Raw genomic sequence first — 18,466 nt, forward strand, 5'->3', positions numbered from 1 at the left:
GGATTCCTTAAGTTGTTTGTGCAGTGCGTGATGGCCGACGTTGGCGGCGGACCAGCTCGCCGGCCAGGGCCAGATAAGCCTGCGCGCCACGCGATTGCTTGTCGTAGGCCAGCGCCGGCATGCCGAAGCTTGGCGCTTCGGCCAGGCGAATGTTGCGCGGGATCACGGTGTCGTAGAGCTGGTCGCCGAAGTGCTGCTTGAGCTGCGCGGAGACGTCATTGTTCAGGCTCAGGCGCGGATCGAACATCGTCCGTAGCAGACCCTCGATCCTCAGCTGCGGGTTCAGCTTGGCGGCGATGCGCTTGATGTTATCCACAAGGTCGCTGAGACCTTCCAATGCGTAGTACTCGCACTGCATCGGGATGATCACGCCATCGGAGGCTACCAGCGCATTGAGCGTCAGCATCGACAACGACGGCGGGCAGTCGATCAGGATGAAATCGTAGTTGTCGCGGATCGGCGCCAGCGCATTGAGCAGGCGGCTCTCCTTGACCTGCATTTCCAGCAGGACGACTTCCGCGGCGGTCAGGTCGCGGTTGGCCGGCAGCAGCTGATAGCCACCGTGCTCGGAGTAGTGCATCGCCTGGGCCAGGTCGCATTCGCCAATCAGCAGGTCATAGACCGAATGCTCGAGCTCATGCTTGTCGACCCCGCTGCCCATGGTCGCGTTGCCCTGCGGATCGAGGTCGATCAGCAGCACACGACGCCTGGTCGCAGCCAGCGATGCGGCGAGATTGATGCAGGTGGTGGTTTTACCCACACCACCCTTCTGGTTCGCAATTGCGAATACCTTAGCCATTGTTGCGTGTGTTCCCAGTCATGCCTTGCGGCGCAGTATCAGCAGATGACGCTGGCCCTGACAACCCGGAACGGTCAGGGCCTGCTCGCTTTCGACTGTGAAGTCTGCGGGCAATGCTACCAGTTCGTCGGCAGGATGCAGCCCTTTCATTGCAAGCCAGTGCGTCTGCGTGTCACCGAGGTGGCGCGTCCAGCCGGTGAAGTTCTCCATGCTGCTGAACGCTCGGGAGATGATCCCGGCAAACGGCTGCGCCGGTTGATACTCCTCGACCCGGCTGTGGATAACCTGCAGGTTGTCGAGCTTGAGCTCCAGCTTCACCTGGGTCAGGAAGCGGGTTTTCTTGCCGTTGCTGTCGAGCAGGGTCACTTGCTTGTGCGGGTGCAGAATCGCCAACGGGATACCGGGCATGCCACCACCGCTGCCAACATCGAGCCAGCTTTGCGCGTCGCTGTGGATAAACGGCATCACGCTGAGGCTGTCGAGCAAATGCCGCGAAACCATTTCATCAGGATCGCGCACTGCGGTGAGGTTGTAAGCCTTGTTCCATTTTATCAACAGGGCCAGATAACCCAGCAATTGCTGGTGCTGCTGCTCGCTCAGGGCGACGCCAAGCTGGCGCGCGCCTGTGGACAACTCTTCTGCGTGCTGCGGGGTGACCGAAGAACTCAAGCGCTTTGCTCCAATTCGCGGCCAGCGCCGCGTTTTTTCAGGTGGATCAACAACAGCGAAATCGCCGCCGGCGTGACGCCGGGGATACGCGAAGCCTGGCCGAGAGTCTCTGGACGGGTCTGGCCAAGCTTGCTCTGGATCTCTTTGGACAGCCCGGAAATCGTCGTGTAGTCGATATCCACAGGCAACTGGGTGTCTTCACTGGCGCGCAGGCGGGCGATTTCTTCCTGCTGGCGGTCAATGTAGCCGGCGTACTTGGTCTTTATTTCGACCTGCTCGGCAACCTGTGCATCGAGGATTTCGCCCCCGGTAGCCTCGATCAGGCCGACATAGTCGATCTCTGGGCGGGCCAGCAGGTTTAGCAGGCTGTACTCGTGACTCAGCGGCGTGCCGAACTTATCCACAATGGCTTGGCCTTGCGCAGTATTAGGGCGCACCCAGGTGGATTTCAGGCGCTGTTCTTCACGTTCGATGCCTTCGCGCTTGGTGCAGAACGCGGCCCAACGCTGATCGTCGATCAAGCCGAGCTCACGGCCCTTCTCGGTCAGGCGCAGGTCGGCGTTGTCTTCGCGCAGGATCAGGCGGTACTCGGCACGTGAAGTGAACATGCGGTACGGCTCCTGGGTGCCGAGGGTAATCAGGTCATCGACCAGCACCCCGAGGTAGGCCTCGTCGCGCCGCGGGCACCAGCTGTCACGGCCCTGCGCGCGCAGCGCAGCGTTGGTCCCGGCGAGCAAACCTTGTGCACCGGCCTCTTCGTAACCGGTGGTGCCGTTGATCTGACCGGCGAAGAACAAGCCGCCGATGACCTTGGTCTCGAGGCTGTACTTGAGATCACGCGGGTCGAAGTAGTCGTACTCGATGGCATAGCCGGGGCGCACGATGTGGGCGTTTTCCATACCACGGATCGAGCGCACCAGCTCCAGTTGCACGTCGAACGGCAACGAAGTGGAAATGCCGTTGGGGTACAGCTCGTGGGTAGTCAGGCCTTCCGGCTCGATGAATACCTGGTGGCTGTCCTTGTCGGCAAAGCGGTGGATCTTGTCTTCGATCGACGGGCAGTAACGCGGGCCGACGCCTTCGATCACGCCCGAATACATCGGCGAGCGATCCAGGTTTGAGGCAATGATCTCGTGGGTGCGGGCGTTGGTATGGGTAATCCAGCAGCTGACCTGACGCGGATGCATCTGCGCGTTGCCCATGAACGACATCACTGGAATCGGTGTATCACCCGGCTGCTCGGTCATTACCGAGAAATCCACCGAGCGGCCGTCGATGCGTGGCGGTGTACCGGTTTTCAGGCGACCGACACGCAGCGGCAGTTCACGCATGCGTTGGGCCAAGGCATTGGAAGGCGGGTCACCGGCGCGACCACCGCTGTAGTTCTGCATGCCGATGTGGATAAGCCCGCCGAGGAAGGTGCCACTGGTCAACACCACCGAATCCGCGAAAAAGCGCAGACCCATTTGTGTAACCACGCCCTTGACCTGGTCCTGCTCGACGATCAGGTCGTCACAGGACTGCTGGAAAATCCACAGGTTGGGCTGGTTCTCGAGAATCTCGCGTACCACAGCCTTGTAGATAGCGCGGTCGGCCTGGGCACGGGTTGCCCGTACGGCCGGACCTTTGCGGTTGTTCAGAACACGGAACTGGATACCGCTTTTGTCGGTGGCCAACGCCATGGCGCCGCCGAGCGCATCGATCTCTTTGACCAGATGGCTCTTGCCGATGCCACCGATGGCTGGGTTGCAGCTCATGTGACCGAGGGTTTCCACGTTGTGGGTCAGCAACAGGGTTTTTACACCCATGCGTGCAGACGCAAGCGCAGCCTCGGTACCGGCATGGCCGCCGCCGATGACGATCACTTCAAAACGGGAAGGGAAATCCACCACGCACCTCGTGCCTGTTTCGCGAATAGAAAAATTAAGCGGACAAGTATGCGACTTCCTGCCTTCTAAAGAAACCGTCTGCGCAAATTTTGACCAGCCTGTGGATGAACGGGATAACAGAAATTAAAAAGGAAAATATTTAAAAGCTTTGTTTTTATGTTTATTTCTATGCAGGCCATTATCTGTGGATAGAACGCTACAGGCCAGAATTCATGGTATGTACAGAGGAATTAAACCCTGTGTCCATGTGCCTATGAGGGCTCTGGATAAGCCCTTTGAGCCTGTGGATAGAATGCCATGTTACCCACAGGCGGATTTATCCTCAGAAAAAAAGCATGGTTATCAACTGAGCTAAGGGCGGCTTATCCACAGAGCTTAGACGCAGAGAACGAGCCTGTTGATCAAAATCAGCAGCCACGGATTAGGGATTTTTTACAAAGGAGGGAGTAAAACCGGACATTGCGTCCAGTGTGCTGCCGCTGTCATGGGCCGAAAGGCCTGCGCTCAGGCCCGTCGGCGACAGATTTGTGGATTATTTACCGATACAGAAGCTGGAGAAGATGCGCCCGAGCAGGTCGTCCGAGCTGAACGCACCGGTAATTTCGCCGAGTGCCTGCTGCGCCATGCGCAGATCCTCGGCCAGCAGCTCTCCCGCGCCCGCCAGCGTGAGCTGAGCACGACCGTGCTCCAGATGCGTACTTGCGATGTTCAGCGCCTCCAGGTGGCGCCGACGCGCGCTGAAGCTGCTTTCGGAGGTCTGTTGATAACCCATGCAGGCTTTCAGGTGCTCGCGCAGCAGCTCCAAGCCGGTGTCATCGCCCTTGGCGCTAAGCGTGATGGTGACGTGACCATCGGCGCATTGTTCAACTGCAACCGCTTCACCACTGAGGTCGGCCTTGTTGCGAATCAGGGTGACTTTACCCGGATCTGGCCGTTGGTCGAGAAATTCGGGCCACAAAGCGAAGGGATCTGCCGCTTCCGGCGCGGTACTGTCGACGACGAGCAGCACACGGTCAGCTTCGCTGATTGCCTTCAACGCACGTTCCACCCCGATCTTTTCCACATGGTCATCGGTATCGCGCAGGCCTGCGGTATCCACAACGTGCAACGGCATGCCATCGATGTGGATATGTTCACGCAGGATGTCCCGGGTGGTGCCGGCGATTTCAGTTACGATCGCCGCTTCGCGCCCGGCCAGCCGGTTGAGCAGGCTCGACTTGCCGGCATTGGGCCGGCCGGCGATCACCACGTTCATGCCGTCACGCAGCAATGCGCCCTGGCCTGCTTCCTTCTGCACTGTGGATAACGCAGTGCGAACCTCATCGAGCATGCCCAGTACGTGGCCATCGGCGAGGAAATCGATCTCCTCTTCGGGAAAATCGATCGCCGCCTCGACGTAGATGCGCAAGGCAATCAATGCTTCGGTCAGGCTGTGCACACGTTTGGAAAACTCGCCCTGCAGTGACCGCAGTGCATTTCGCGCAGCCTGAGTCGAGCTGGCCTCGATCAGGTCGGCGATGGCTTCTGCCTGGGCCAGGTCGAGTTTGTCGTTGAGAAAAGCCCGCTCACTGAATTCACCCGGACGCGCCAGGCGGCTGCCCAACTGCAGGCAACGCTGCAAGAGCATGTCCAATACCACCGGGCCGCCGTGGCCCTGCAGCTCGAGCACGTCTTCGCCGGTGAACGAGTTCGGCCCGGGGAAGAACAACGCGATGCCCTCGTCGAGCACCAGGCCGTCCTGGTCGCGGAACGGGCCGTAGTGTGCATAACGTGGTTTCAGGCTGCGGCCGGTAATGGCCAGCCCGGCCTCGCTCGCCAATGGACCGGACAGCCGGACGATGCCAACCCCACCGCGGCCTTGGGCGGTGGCAATCGCGGCGATGGTTTCACGCACAGGGTTCATGCTCGCAAGCCTCTCCACAAATTCATTACACAGATAGCAAAAACGCCCCACGAGGGGGCGTTTTTATTCACAGGCTAGCGTATCAGCCTGTTAGGCGGCAGCACTTTTGGAGGCTGCTTCGATACGGCGAGTGATGTACCACTGCTGCGAAATCGACAGGCAGTTGTTCACAACCCAGTACAGCACCAGACCAGCTGGGAACCACAGGAAGAAGAAGGTGAAGATGATTGGCATCATTTTCATGACCTTCGCCTGCATCGGATCCGGCGGGGTTGGGTTCAGGCGCTGCTGAATGAACATGGTCGCGCCCATGATAATCGGCAGGATGAAGAACGGATCCTTGATCGACAGGTCGGTAATCCACAGCATCCATGGTGCCTGGCGCATCTCTACGCTTTCCAGCAGAACCCAGTACAGGGCCAGGAACACCGGCATCTGCACCAGGATCGGCAAGCAGCCACCGAGCGGGTTGATCTTCTCTTTCTTGTACAGCTCCATCATCGCCTGGGACATCTTCTGGCGATCGTCACCGAAGCGTTCCTTCAGCGCGGCCAGTTTCGGCGATACGGCACGCATGCGCGCCATCGAACGGTAGCTGGCAGCCGACAGCGGGAAGAACAGACCTTTGATCAGCATCGTCAGGACGATGATCGACCAGCCCCAGTTACCCAGCAGGCTGTGGATATGTTGCAGCAGCCAGAAGATCGGCTGGGCAATGAACCACAGGAAGCCGTAGTCGACGGTCAGTTCCAGGCCTGGGGACAACTCCTTGAGCTTGGACTGAATCTTCGGACCGGCGTACAGCATGGCGCTGGTTTCGACCTTGCCACCAGCAGGCACGCTGAGCGCCGGGCCGGTGTAGCCGATGATGTAGTTGCCTTGGCTGTCTTTCCGGGTCTGCAGGACGTTGTTGTCCGACTTGGCCGGAATCCAGGCAGTTACGAAGTAGTGCTGCAGCCAGGCAACCCAGCCACCGGATACGGTTTCTTTCAGGCTGCCCTTGTCGATGTCTTTCATCGACACTTTCTTGTACGGCTCGGACGGCGTCCACAGGGCAGCGCCCAGGTAGGTCGCGGTACCGGTCGCGGTGCTCGACGATGGATCGGAGCTGGCATCACGCTTGAGCTGAGCAAACATGTTGCCCGACCAGGCCTGGCCGCTCTGGTTGTCGATCAGGTAGCTGACGGTCAGATCGTACTCGCCGCGCTTGAAGCTGAAGCGCTTGATGTAGTTGACGCCGTTCTCGCTGAACTTCAGGTCGACGACCAGTTGTTCCTGGCCATCGGCCAGCTGGAAGCTCTTCTGCTCGGCGGCATATACAGGGCGACCGGTGGCGCGGGCGTCCGGGCCATTGGCGCCGGTCAGGCCGCTTTGGGCCAGGTAGGTGCGCTCATTGCCGTTGTCGAACAGCTGGAACGGGATATCCGGATGATCCTGACGACGCGGGAATTGCGGCAGGTTCAGCTGGACGATGTCACCACCGACCGGGTCGATAGCCAGATCAAGGACGTCGGTCTTGACGCGGATCAGGTCCTTGCTGACGGCCACTGGAGCCAGTTCGGCCGGGCTGGCATCAGCATTGGCGCTCGGCACGTCGGCGCTGGCGCCGTCGTTGTTACCAGCCGGTACGGTGTCCGGCAAAGCCGGTGCAGCGTTGCTGGCAGCAGTATGCTGAGTCGGCAGAGCAGCCTGACCGTAGTCCTGGTTCCATTTAAGGACCAGCACGTAGGCCACGATTGCCAGGGCGACGATCAGGATCGTGCGTTTAATATCCATGATTACTCGGCTATCGAAGAAGTTCGGGAGGAGGGAGCGGGTGGGACGGGATCGAAACCGCCGTCGTTCCACGGATTACAACGCCCCAGGCGACGAACGGCTAGCCACCCGCCACGCAAGAGGCCATGGTTTTCAATGGCTTCGTAGGCGTAACAGGAGCAGCTGGGGTAGAAACGACAGTGGCTGGCCATCAGAGGACTAATGGCGTAACGGTAAAACTGGATCGGAACGAGGGCCAGTTTACGCATCTGGACTGTCTACCCCTGCAGGATCGGCAGTTACCGCTGGAGAGGGCCGACTGCGAGCCAGGCGCTTCCAGAGTTTGCCAAAGTGTTGGTGCAATTCTGGGTTTTCTACCTCGCCCAAGCCTTTGCGCGCGACGATCACAATGTCCAGCCCAGCAAGACTCTGCTGATTCAGACGAAAGGAATCACGCATCAAACGTTTGAGGCGATTGCGTTGAACGGCAAGCTTGACGCTCTTCTTGCCGATCACCAAGCCGAGGCGCGGGTGATCGAGGCCGTTCTCGCGGGCAAGGATAAGCAGGCTTTTGCCTGGAACCTTGCCAGTTGGCGAGTCGAAGACCGCTTTGAAGTGCCGGGCTGTAAGCAGTCGCTTATCCCGACTGAAGTCCTGACTCACCACCTGTGCCGAAAAATCAAACGGCCAGACGCTTACGGCCTTTGGCGCGACGACGCGACAGTACTGCACGACCGTTCTTGGTGGCCATACGGGCACGGAAGCCGTGGGTGCGCGCGCGCTTGATGGTGCTTGGTTGGAAAGTACGTTTCATGGCGTGTTACCTGGGTTCGACGACACGGGCCGGAATGGCCCCCGTTTTAAGAGATCGGCGATTCTAGAGAAAGCAAGCCAATAGGTCAATTTCCAACCAGCCTTTCCTTATGGATGGCAGCACTTTTTTCATCGGCGAGGTGGATGAGGTGGATGAGGTGTGCTGGACCGAGTGTGTCATCGGCCTGAGCGCTTTTCACAGACACGCTCAATATGAAAATATAAAAGAGGCATATATAAAGCTTTTCTGAATAACTTATAGATCTTATACACAGCCTTTTCTGTGGATAACATTACGCAGCCCTTTATCCATGCTATGTACAGAGATCGTAGACTCTGTCAGAAACAGGTGCTGCGCTTGTGCTGCGCATGGTCGAAACCTGTGGATCGAATGGCTGTTTATCCACAGGGGTTTTATCCACAGGCTTCAACCCAGGGTTGTGCATAGCCCTTATGTGGGGTTATCCACAGAGCTTATTCAGGGGTTAAGATGGCTTTTCGGACATGAATTGGCTGCTTTGGCACGCCATCCATGCCGCTCTTATGTGGATAAGTACTCACCCGCCCGGTACAATGGCGGTTTGCTTTTTGCCTCATCCGGCTTTCAACTCAGGGGATATCCGTGTCAGTGGAACTTTGGCAGCAGTGCGTGGAGCTTCTGCGCGACGAACTGCCTGCCCAGCAATTCAACACCTGGATCCGTCCACTACAGGTCGAAGCCGAAGGCGACGAGCTGCGCGTATACGCGCCTAATCGCTTCGTCCTCGACTGGGTCAATGAAAAGTACCTGGGCCGGCTGCTTGAGCTGCTGGGTGAGCACGGCAGCGGCATCGCACCGGCGCTGTCCTTGTTGATAGGCAGCCGCCGCAGTTCTGCAGCACGCGCAGCTCCCAACGCCCCGGTCAGTGCTGCGGCGGCAGCGATTGCACAGTCTCAGCAGCCTGTACCTGCGGCTCCGTCTGAAGAGCGCACTGCGGCCAAATCGATCGAGCCGGTAATGGTCAACGAGGTCGAAGAGCCGACTTCGCGCCACAGCTTTGACTCGATGGGCGGCGATACGCCCGTGCAGCCAACTGCACCTGGGCGCACTGAACAGCGCACTGTGCAGGTAGAAGGTGCGCTCAAGCACACCAGCTATCTGAACCGCACGTTCACCTTCGATACGTTTGTGGAAGGTAAATCCAACCAACTTGCCCGTGCGGCTGCATGGCAGGTGGCGGATAACCCCAAGCATGGTTACAACCCGCTCTTTCTGTATGGCGGTGTAGGCCTGGGGAAAACTCACTTGATGCACGCTGTGGGTAACCACCTGCTGAAGAAGAACCCGAATGCCAAGGTGGTGTACCTGCATTCCGAGCGCTTCGTGGCCGACATGGTCAAGGCGCTGCAGCTCAATGCCATCAACGAGTTCAAGCGCTTCTACCGCTCAGTCGATGCGCTGCTGATCGATGACATTCAGTTCTTCGCCCGCAAGGAGCGTTCGCAGGAAGAGTTTTTCCACACCTTCAACGCCTTGCTTGAAGGCGGTCAGCAGGTGATTTTGACCAGCGACCGCTATCCGAAGGAAATCGAAGGCCTTGAAGAGCGTCTGAAATCGCGCTTCGGCTGGGGTTTGACTGTTGCAGTCGAGCCGCCAGAACTCGAGACCCGCGTTGCGATCCTGATGAAGAAGGCCGACCAGGCCAAGGTGGATTTGCCGCATGACGCAGCCTTCTTCATTGCCCAGCGTATTCGTTCCAACGTGCGTGAGCTGGAGGGCGCGCTGAAGCGGGTCATCGCTCACTCGCACTTCATGGGCCGCGATATCACCATCGAGCTGATCCGCGAGTCGCTGAAGGACTTGCTGGCGCTGCAGGATAAATTGGTCAGTGTGGATAACATTCAGCGCACCGTCGCTGAGTACTACAAGATCAAGATCTCCGATCTGCTGTCCAAGCGTCGCTCGCGCTCGGTAGCGCGTCCGCGTCAGGTAGCCATGGCGTTGTCCAAAGAGCTGACCAACCACAGCTTGCCAGAGATTGGCGATATGTTTGGCGGCCGCGACCACACCACCGTGCTGCACGCCTGCCGCAAGATCAACGAACTGAAAGAATCCGATGCGGACATCCGCGAGGACTACAAGAACCTGCTGCGGACGCTGACGACATGATGATCGCCGGCGCAGCCATTTTGAAGGCAAGGGACTAGACCATGCATTTCACCATTCAACGCGAAGCCCTGTTGAAACCCCTGCAACTGGTCGCAGGTGTCGTCGAGCGTCGCCAGACCTTGCCGGTCCTGTCCAACGTCCTGTTGGTCGTACAAGGCCAGCAGCTGTCGTTGACCGGTACCGACCTGGAAGTCGAACTGGTTGGTCGCGTGCAGCTGGAAGAACCAGCCGAGCCAGGCGAAATCACTGTCCCGGCACGTAAGCTGATGGACATCTGCAAGAGCTTGCCAAGTGACGCGCTGATCGACATCAAGGTTGATGAGCAGAAGCTGCTGGTTAAAGCCGGTCGCAGCCGCTTCACCCTGTCGACGCTGCCCGCCAATGACTTCCCGACTGTTGAAGAAGGCCCAGGCTCGCTGACCTGCGACCTGGAGCAGAGCCGCCTGCGCCGTCTGATCGAGCGCACCAGCTTCGCCATGGCTCAGCAGGACGTGCGCTACTACCTCAACGGTATGCTGCTTGAAGTGTCCCCAGGCACCCTGCGCGCCGTTGCTACTGACGGCCATCGCCTGGCGATGTGCTCGATGACCGCAGGAATCGAGCAAGCTGACCGGCACCAGGTGATCGTGCCACGCAAAGGTATCCTGGAGCTGGCGCGTTTGCTGACCGATCCGGAAGGCATGGTCAGTATCGTACTCGGCCAGCACCATATCCGCGCCACCACCGGTGAATTCACCTTTACCTCCAAGCTGGTAGACGGCAAGTTCCCAGACTACGAGCGTGTGCTGCCTAAAGGCGGTGACAAGCTGGTGGTGGGTGATCGTCAGGCATTGCGTGAAGCTTTCAGCCGTACTGCGATTCTGTCCAACGAGAAGTACCGCGGGATTCGCCTGCAGTTGGCCGCCGGCCAACTGAAAATCCAGGCCAACAACCCTGAGCAGGAAGAAGCTGAGGAAGAAATCAGCGTCGACTATAACGGCAGCGCGCTGGAGATCGGCTTCAACGTCAGCTACTTGCTGGACGTGCTGGGCGTAATGACCACAGAACAGGTTCGTCTGATTCTATCCGACTCCAACAGCAGTGCCCTGCTGCAGGAAGCTGGCAACGATGACTCGTCCTACGTCGTCATGCCGATGCGCCTGTGATCTGTAGCTGAGCGAATGTCCCTACGACGTATCATGGTCACTGCGGTGCGCAACCTGCACCCAGTGACCCTCACGCCCTCCCCCCGCATCAACATCCTTTACGGCGCCAACGGCAGCGGCAAGACCAGCGTGCTTGAAGCCGTGTACCTTCTGGGTCTGGCTCGATCATTTCGCAGCACCCGACTGACGCCGGTTATCCAGTACGAGCAGCCGACCTGTACCGTCTTTGGTGAAGTGCAACTGGCCGAAGGTGGCACCAGCAACCTGGGTGTATCACGCGAGCGCCAGGGCGACTTCACCATTCGCATCGATGGGCAGAACGCTCGCAGTGCTGCGCAGCTTGCCGAGCTACTGCCGCTGCAATTGATCAACCCGGACAGCTTTCGTCTGCTCGAGGGCGCTCCGAAAATACGTCGGCAGTTTCTCGACTGGGGAGTGTTCCACGTGGAACCACGTTTCCTCGGTGCTTGGCAGCGCTTGCAGAAGGCGCTGCGGCAGCGGAACTCATGGTTGCGGCATGGTACACTTGACGCTGCTTCGCAAGCCGCCTGGGATCGAGAATTGTGCCTGGCGAGCGCGGAGATAGATGAATACCGTCGCACCTACATCAAGGCCTTGAAGCCCGTCTTCGAGCGTACCCTGAGCGAACTGGTCGAGCTGGACGGATTGACCTTGAGCTACTATCGCGGCTGGGACAAGGACCGGGAACTTAACGAGGTCCTCGCCACTTCTCTTCAACGCGATCAGCAGATTGGCCATACCCAGGCCGGTCCGCAACGTGCAGATTTGCGCCTGCGTATTGGTGCAAACAACGCTGCGGATATCTTGTCCCGTGGGCAACAGAAACTTGTGGTGTGCGCATTGCGCATCGCCCAAGGTCATCTGGTTAGCCAGGCTCGCCGCGGTCTTTGTATCTATCTCGTAGATGACCTGCCGTCTGAGCTGGACGAGCAGCATCGCCGCGCACTGTGCCGCTTGCTTGAAGAATTACGCTGCCAGGTGTTCATCACCTGTGTAGATCACGAATTACTGAGGGAAGGCTGGCAGACGGAAACGCCAGTTGCTTTGTTCCACGTGGAACAGGGCCGTATCACCCAGACCCACGACCATCGGGAGTGAAGGCATGAGCGAAAATCAAACGTACGACTCGTCCAGCATTAAAGTGCTGAAAGGGCTTGATGCCGTACGCAAACGTCCCGGCATGTATATCGGCGACACCGATGATGGCAGCGGCCTGCACCACATGGTCTTCGAGGTGGTCGACAACTCGATCGACGAAGCCCTCGCCGGTCACTGCGATGACATCACCGTCATCATCCATCCGGACGAATCCATTAGCGTCCGCGACAACGGCCGTGGTATTCCGGTCGACGTCCATAAAGAAGAAGGCGTCTCAGCTGCTGAAGTCATCATGACTGTGCTGCACGCCGGTGGTAAGTTCGACGACAACTCGTACAAAGTATCCGGCGGTCTGCACGGTGTTGGCGTTTCGGTAGTGAACGCCCTTTCTGAGCAACTCATTCTGACCGTACGCCGTAGTGGCAAGGTCTGGGAACAGACTTACGTCCACGGCGTACCGCAAGCGCCTATGGCGGTTGTTGGCGAAAGCGACAGCACGGGTACCCATATCCACTTCAAGCCGTCTGCTGACACCTTCAAGAATATCCACTTCAGCTGGGACATTCTGGCCAAGCGTATTCGCGAGTTGTCGTTCCTGAACTCGGGTGTTGGCATTCTGTTGAAAGATGAGCGCAGTGGCAAAGAAGAGCTCTTCAAATATGAAGGCGGCCTGCGCGCATTTGTCGAGTATCTGAACACCAACAAGACGCCGGTGAACAGCCAGGTCTTCCACTTCAGCACCCAGCGTGAAGATGGCGTCGGTGTTGAAGTTGCCCTGCAGTGGAACGACAGCTTCAACGAAAACCTGTTGTGCTTCACCAACAACATTCCGCAGCGCGACGGTGGTACTCACCTGGTCGGCTTCCGTTCTTCGTTGACCCGCAGCCTGAATGCTTACATTGAGCAAGAGGGCCTGGCCAAGAAGAACAAGGTTGCAACCACGGGTGACGACGCCCGGGAAGGCCTGACCGCGATTATCTCGGTGAAGGTACCGGATCCGAAGTTCAGCTCGCAGACCAAAGACAAGCTGGTCTCGTCGGAGGTGAAAACCGCCGTCGAACAAGAGATGAACAAGTTCTTCTCTGACTTCCTGTTGGAAAACCCCAACGAAGCCAAGGCTGTGGTCGGCAAGATGATCGACGCTGCCCGTGCTCGTGAAGCTGCGCGTAAAGCACGTGAGATGACTCGCCGTAAAGGTGCACTGGACATCGCTGGCCTGCCGGGGAAACTGGCTGACTGCCAGGAGAAAGACCCTGCCCTGTCTGAACTGTACCTGGTGGAGGGTGACTCCGCAGGTGGTTCGGCCAAGCAAGGCCGTAACCGTCGTACCCAGGCGATCCTGCCGTTGAAGGGTAAGATCCTCAACGTCGAGAAAGCTCGCTTCGACAAGATGATCTCGTCCCAGGAAGTCGGTACGCTGATCACCGCGCTGGGCTGTGGTATCGGCCGCGACGAGTACAACATCGCCAAGCTGCGTTACCACAACATCATCATCATGACCGATGCCGACGTCGACGGTTCGCACATCCGTACCCTGCTGCTGACCTTCTTCTTCCGTCAGCTGCCGGAGCTGGTCGAGCGCGGCTACATCTACATCGCTCAGCCACCGCTGTACAAGGTCAAGCGCGGCAAGCAGGAGCAGTACATCAAAGACGACGAGGCCATGGAAGAGTACATGACCCAGTCGGCTCTGGATGATGCCAGCCTGCACCTGGACGAATCGGCGCCAGCAGTTTCCGGCGTACAGCTGGAAAGTCTGGTCCAAGAGTTCCGCAGTGTGATGAAGACCCTCAAGCGTCTGTCGCGCCTGTATCCGCAGGAGCTGACCGAGCACTTCATCTACATGGATGAAATCACCCTGGAGCAGTTGGGTGACCACGCTCACATGCAGGCTTGGTTGAAAACCTTCCAGGCTCGCCTGCACAGCAACCAGAAGTCGGGCCTGGCCTACAACGCCAGCCTGCGTGAAGACAAAGAGCGCAACGTTTGGCTGCCGGAAGTGGAAATCACCTCCCACGGCCTCGCAAGCTACATCACCTTCAACCGTGACTTCTTCGGCAGCAACGACTACCGCACTGTGGTTAACCTGGGTGGCAAGATCAGCACCCTGTTCGGTGAAGGCGCTTACGTGCAACGTGGCGAACGGCGCAAGGCAGTCAGCGAGTTCAAGGAAGCCCTCGACTGGCTGATGAACGAGACTGCCAAGCGTCACACCATCCAGCGCTACAAAGGTCTGGGCGAGATGAACCCGGATCAGCTCTGGGAGACCACTATGGACCCAGCGGTTCGCCGCATGCTCAAGGTCACCATCGAAGATGCGATCGCCGCTGATCAGATCTTCAATACCTTGATGGGCGACGCAGTGGAACCTCGTCGTGAGTTCATCGAGAACAACGCGCTGTCGGTGTCCAACCTGGACTTCTGATCTGCCGTAAATGACCGGTGCTGCTCAAGCCTGGGCCCGCCGATCAACAAAAAGCCCGCAGTCGCGGGCTTTTTTTTTTCAGTATTTCACTGCCCTGTCAGCGGACTACCTCTTATTGAATGTCGTCCGGCTTCACGATCACCCAGTTCTTGTCAGCCGTCACCGGTAAGCCTTGCTTGGCCTGAGCAGTGGCGTTGGCTTTTATCATGCCGTCGAGCTGAGTCATGTATTTGTCCTTCCGGTTAATCCACAGGTGAATGCCACCTTTGCTGACATCAACCCCGTGGAACAGCATGTAGCCGTCACTGGTGGGTGTGTCGCCCCCGGCCAGTACCGGCTTTTTCCACTGGTCGATGTACGTCAGAATCGCCGCATGCTTGCCCGCCATCCAGGTAGCCGGCGTCCATAGGTAAGGGGTCAACTCAAGACCTAGGTTGGCTTTCTCGTCGTACTTGCCTGCGCTGATCTGCTTGCGTGCTGTGGTCAGCACACCGGTTGTGCGATCTTTCAGCAGCGTGGTCACACCGATTACATTTTCCGGTTTGACGTTGTAGCCATACTTGGGATCAGAGGCGACCATGCGTACCAGCTCCTCGGACGCAGCAGTGATCACATAGACCTCGATGCCGTTTTCCATGAGCTTGTTGTACAGCTCAGTCTGGCCAGTAAAGACTTTGGGCGGTTGGACTTCGGTGGTTTTTACCGTGTCGCCATCGTAGTAGGTGGCCGGCACTGGCTTCTTGGAAGCCATCAACTCATCTACGTAACCCTTCAGCTCTTGGAGGGTGAAGCCCGAAAACACCTGCGCTACCCATGGGTAGCAAACCATGTCATCCAGTTCACAGAGGCGGTAGTAGTAGCTGAACAGACTCTCTTTGTGGTCAGCAGTGTCTTTGAAGGGGATGAGCTTGAGGGAAGGGTCCAGTGTATCGCGGGTAATCAGCCCTTTGTTTTCCATGAACGGCAGCAGCGCTTCCTCAAGGTCGAAGCGGTAGCTGGTGTTGTCCATGTCGAAAACCGCGTAGTTACCCTTGTTGGCATTCGCGGCGATCATGGCATCGAGTTGTTTGGCAGCAGGCTCTGGCCAGTGCTTGAGTTCAGTCGCGCACACCTGGCTGGCTAGGCCGAGACAGATCGCGGCAGCCAATACTTTTGGTACGAGCTTCATGACGGTACGCCCCCTTGCAATGAGAACTGAGACCGTAGCAAAGATAAATTACAGCGCTGACGCCTGCGCGACTGTGGGTGGTCTCTAGGCGTCGTCTGCGCGGCTGATCGCGACATAGTGTGCAAAATCCGACGTCCCTGCGCAGGCATGTTCCACGTGGAACAGCAGCGCATTCGACCCTCTCAAAGCCCAAGCTCACGTAGCCGGCGATACAGCGTGCGTTCACTGATGCCCAGTACCTGCGCCAGCTCGCTGCGCGGCCCTTGGAACTGCTCCACCAACTGCGCGAGGTCGGCTAGCGAATTACGCGAGTCTCGTGTCGATACATTCGAGCTGGCGGGGGCCAGGTCCTCAGGCAAATACTCTGGGCGGATCAGCCCGTCATCGGCAAACAATCGCGCGCGTTCGAGGATATTGCGCAGCTCGCGGATATTGCCCGGGAAGGCATGCAAGCTCAGGCGCGCTTGCGCTTCAGGTGTCAGCGTGACGGTATGTGCGCCAGCCATGCGCTGTAACAAGCTCTGCGCCAGCATCGGTAGGTCCTCTACTCGCTCGCGTAGCGCTGGCAAGCGAATCGGAAAACCGCTGATTCGGTAGTACAGGTCCTCGCGAAAGGTACCTGCTGCCACCATCTCTTTGAGCGGCTTGTGGGTAGCCGAGATCAAGCGGAAGTCTGAGTGCACGGTGCGCAAACTGCCCACCGGGCGGAAGCTGCCCGACTCGATCAGTCGCAACAACTTGACCTGCATGGTCAGCGGCACTTCACCTATTTCGTCGAGGAACAGCGTGCCGCCATGGGCCGCTTCGGCGAGACCGATCTTGCGCTGGGTCGCGCCAGTGAACGCGCCTTTCTCATAGCCGAACAGCTCACTCTCGAACAGGCTGTCATTGAGCCCGGTGCAGTCGACCACCACCAGCGGGCCGGTCGCGCGCGGGCTGCCCAGATGCAGGGCACGGGCGAACAACTCCTTGCCCGTGCCGGATTCACCTTGCAGCAACACCGGAATCTGCGCCGGCGCGGCGCGTTGCAAGCTGGCCAGCGCCGCCTGGAACGCCGGCGCGCGGCCAACCAGCCCTTGCTGTTGTGGCTGGGCGGCAGCCAGGGTCACGGTGTTAAGGCGCTCGACGAAAGCAACCACCCTGCCCTGCTCATCGAGGATTGGCCGCAACTCGACGTCGACATGCTCGGGCCCGCGTGGGGTGTGATGAATGTGCAGGACCCGCTCCGGCACTTTGCTGTCCCAGGCTTTGCGCATCGGGCAGTGCTCGCCGGCCTGATCACAGGGCACCGCGTAGTGATGAGAGACGCGATGACATTTCTCGCCCAGCGGTGCACTGTCATTGATGCCGAACTGACGCCGGTAGGCAGCATTGGCCGCAAGGATGTTGTAGTCGGTGTCGAGCACGATCGACGGGTGCACATCGTGCTCAAGGTAGGACACCAGGCCGAGGATGGCTGGATGAGAAGCGGAAAGCGCAGACATGACCAGAACCGGTTGCGGGTACCTGGCGAGCGTAGCAAGGACTGCCAGTGACTGCCATTGGCTGACAGTCGACTGCCAACCACTGGCAGTGCTGGCAGCGAATTGTGAGGAAGACAACGCTGCGATAGCTGTAGCACTGCGGACAGGTGGGCCATAACGCCTCATTGAAACCCTGGCATGCATCTTGATAAACCCTGGGTTACTGCCTAAGCCTAACAAGGCGCTGCAGATATCTGGAGAGTGTGATGATCATCGGCAACAACATCCATGTAGAGAGCCTGTTCGACGAGGCCACTTCGACCATCAGCTACCTGGTGATGGACCGCCAGACCCTCAAGTGCGCGCTGATCGACAGCGTGCTCGACTACGACCCCAAGTCGGGACGCACCAGCCACAGCTCGGCGGACAAGCTGATCGCTCGGGTCGAGGCGCTCGGCGCCAGTGTGCAGTGGATTCTGGAAACTCATGTGCACGCCGATCACCTGTCGGCTGCTGCCTATCTGAAAGCCAAGCTTGGCGGCCAGGTTGCCATCGGTTCGCACATCACCCAGGTGCAGAAGACCTTCGCAGCACTGTTCAACGCCGAACCCGGTTTCGCCCGCGACGGCAGCCAGTTCGACGTGTTGCTGGAAGATGAATACGTGCTGATGATCGGCAATCTGCGGGCCCGTGCGCTACACACCCCAGGGCACACCCCGGCGTGCATGAGCTACGTGGTCGAGGATGCTGGCGAGAAGGCGGTGTTTGTCGGCGATACCTTGTTCATGCCTGACTACGGCACTGCCCGATGCGATTTTCCCGGTGCCGACGCACGCACGCTGTATCGCTCGATCCGGCGTTTGCTCGCCTTCCCCGACCACAGCCAACTGTTCATGTGCCATGACTACCTGCCCGAGGGTCGCGCCCTGCGTTTTGTCACCACCGTGGCCGAGCAGCGCGCCAGCAATATTCATATCCGTCAGGGCATCAGCGAGGACGAGTTCGTCGCCATGCGCGAAGCGCGTGACGCCACCCTCGATATGCCGGTACTGATCCTGCCCGCCGTCCAGGTCAACATGCGCAGCGGGCAGTTGCCTGAACCGGAGAGCAACGGCGTGCGTTACCTGAAAATCCCGCTGAACCAGCTCTGAACGTCGCCGGCCTAGTCC

15 protein-coding genes are annotated in these 18,466 nt (G+C 58.7%); 5 read left to right on the forward strand and 10 right to left on the reverse strand.

Translation table 11 applies throughout. From position 1 onward, the window contains the following. Window positions 1–7: 7 nt before the first annotated feature. The 8 genes from AC58X1_RS13110 to rpmH all read right to left on the reverse strand — a co-directional run bounded on the left by AC58X1_RS13110 (window position 8) and on the right by rpmH (window position 7,829). A complete protein-coding gene (locus AC58X1_RS13110) occupies window positions 8–799 on the reverse strand; it encodes a ParA family protein (protein WP_497428951.1) in 792 nt (263 codons plus the stop codon). 18 nt (window positions 800–817) lie between these two features. Next, window positions 818–1,468 (reverse strand): 16S rRNA (guanine(527)-N(7))-methyltransferase RsmG, encoded by a 651-nt coding sequence (gene rsmG, locus AC58X1_RS13115; protein ID WP_150572356.1) that lies wholly within the window; start codon window positions 1,466–1,468, stop codon window positions 818–820. Continuing rightward, window positions 1,465–3,357 carry a tRNA uridine-5-carboxymethylaminomethyl(34) synthesis enzyme MnmG gene (mnmG, locus tag AC58X1_RS13120; protein WP_101322788.1) on the reverse strand — a complete coding sequence of 631 codons (1,893 nt, stop codon included), beginning with the start codon at window positions 3,355–3,357 and terminating at the stop codon, window positions 1,465–1,467. Before mnmG ends, rsmG begins: the two co-directional genes overlap by 4 nt. A 532-nt stretch (window positions 3,358–3,889) precedes the next feature. Beyond that, window positions 3,890–5,260 carry a tRNA uridine-5-carboxymethylaminomethyl(34) synthesis GTPase MnmE gene (mnmE, locus tag AC58X1_RS13125; protein WP_101322787.1) on the reverse strand — a complete coding sequence of 457 codons (1,371 nt, stop codon included), beginning with the start codon at window positions 5,258–5,260 and terminating at the stop codon, window positions 3,890–3,892. Between the two features lie 90 nt (window positions 5,261–5,350). After that, window positions 5,351–7,036 (reverse strand): membrane protein insertase YidC, encoded by a 1,686-nt coding sequence (yidC, locus tag AC58X1_RS13130; protein WP_101322786.1) that lies wholly within the window; start codon window positions 7,034–7,036, stop codon window positions 5,351–5,353. Between the two features lie 2 nt (window positions 7,037–7,038). Further along, on the reverse strand, window positions 7,039–7,284 hold the full coding sequence (yidD, locus tag AC58X1_RS13135; protein WP_101322785.1) for a membrane protein insertion efficiency factor YidD: 246 nt from the start codon (window positions 7,282–7,284) through the stop codon (window positions 7,039–7,041). After that, window positions 7,277–7,681, reverse strand: coding sequence for a ribonuclease P protein component (gene rnpA / locus AC58X1_RS13140; protein ID WP_101322784.1), 405 nt, complete (start codon window positions 7,679–7,681; stop codon window positions 7,277–7,279). The genes yidD and rnpA overlap by 8 nt, the downstream gene beginning before the upstream one ends. A 13-nt stretch (window positions 7,682–7,694) precedes the next feature. Beyond that, window positions 7,695–7,829, reverse strand: a complete 135-nt coding sequence (gene rpmH / locus AC58X1_RS13145; RefSeq protein ID WP_002551315.1) for a 50S ribosomal protein L34 — start codon at window positions 7,827–7,829, stop codon at window positions 7,695–7,697. A 621-nt stretch (window positions 7,830–8,450) separates the two neighbouring features. Between rpmH and dnaA the strand changes: the two genes are divergently transcribed. Genes dnaA through gyrB form a run of 4 tightly spaced genes read left to right on the forward strand, consistent with a single transcriptional unit; the run spans window position 8,451 to window position 14,666 of the window. Next, complete coding sequence (dnaA, locus tag AC58X1_RS13150) at window positions 8,451–9,977, forward strand: chromosomal replication initiator protein DnaA (protein ID WP_497428952.1); 1,527 nt, start codon at window positions 8,451–8,453, stop codon at window positions 9,975–9,977. A gap of 41 nt (window positions 9,978–10,018) precedes the next feature. Continuing rightward, complete coding sequence (gene dnaN / locus AC58X1_RS13155; RefSeq protein ID WP_101322782.1) at window positions 10,019–11,122, forward strand: DNA polymerase III subunit beta; 1,104 nt, start codon at window positions 10,019–10,021, stop codon at window positions 11,120–11,122. A 15-nt stretch (window positions 11,123–11,137) separates the two neighbouring features. Further along, window positions 11,138–12,241 (forward strand): DNA replication/repair protein RecF, encoded by a 1,104-nt coding sequence (gene recF / locus AC58X1_RS13160; RefSeq protein ID WP_101322781.1) that lies wholly within the window; start codon window positions 11,138–11,140, stop codon window positions 12,239–12,241. Window positions 12,242–12,245: 4 nt separating this feature from the next. Then, a complete protein-coding gene (gene gyrB, locus AC58X1_RS13165; RefSeq protein WP_101322780.1) occupies window positions 12,246–14,666 on the forward strand; it encodes a DNA topoisomerase (ATP-hydrolyzing) subunit B in 2,421 nt (806 codons plus the stop codon). 112 nt (window positions 14,667–14,778) lie between these two features. Here gyrB and AC58X1_RS13170 read toward each other — a convergent pair whose 3' ends face one another. Both AC58X1_RS13170 and AC58X1_RS13175 read right to left on the reverse strand, forming a co-directional pair. Beyond that, entirely contained in the window at window positions 14,779–15,834 is a 1,056-nt protein-coding gene (locus AC58X1_RS13170) for an HAD family hydrolase (RefSeq protein WP_497428953.1), read from the reverse strand. A gap of 182 nt (window positions 15,835–16,016) precedes the next feature. Beyond that, complete coding sequence (locus tag AC58X1_RS13175) at window positions 16,017–17,318, reverse strand: sigma-54 interaction domain-containing protein (protein WP_259075134.1); 1,302 nt, start codon at window positions 17,316–17,318, stop codon at window positions 16,017–16,019. A gap of 245 nt (window positions 17,319–17,563) precedes the next feature. Here AC58X1_RS13175 and AC58X1_RS13180 point away from each other — a divergent pair, with 245 nt between their 5' ends. Beyond that, window positions 17,564–18,448: an MBL fold metallo-hydrolase gene (locus AC58X1_RS13180; protein WP_150570282.1), complete on the forward strand. Its 885-nt coding sequence runs from the start codon at window positions 17,564–17,566 to the stop codon at window positions 18,446–18,448. The last annotated feature ends 18 nt before the right edge of the window (window positions 18,449–18,466 follow it).

The sequence above is a fragment of the Pseudomonas sp. PGPR N4 genome (assembly GCF_059693665.1).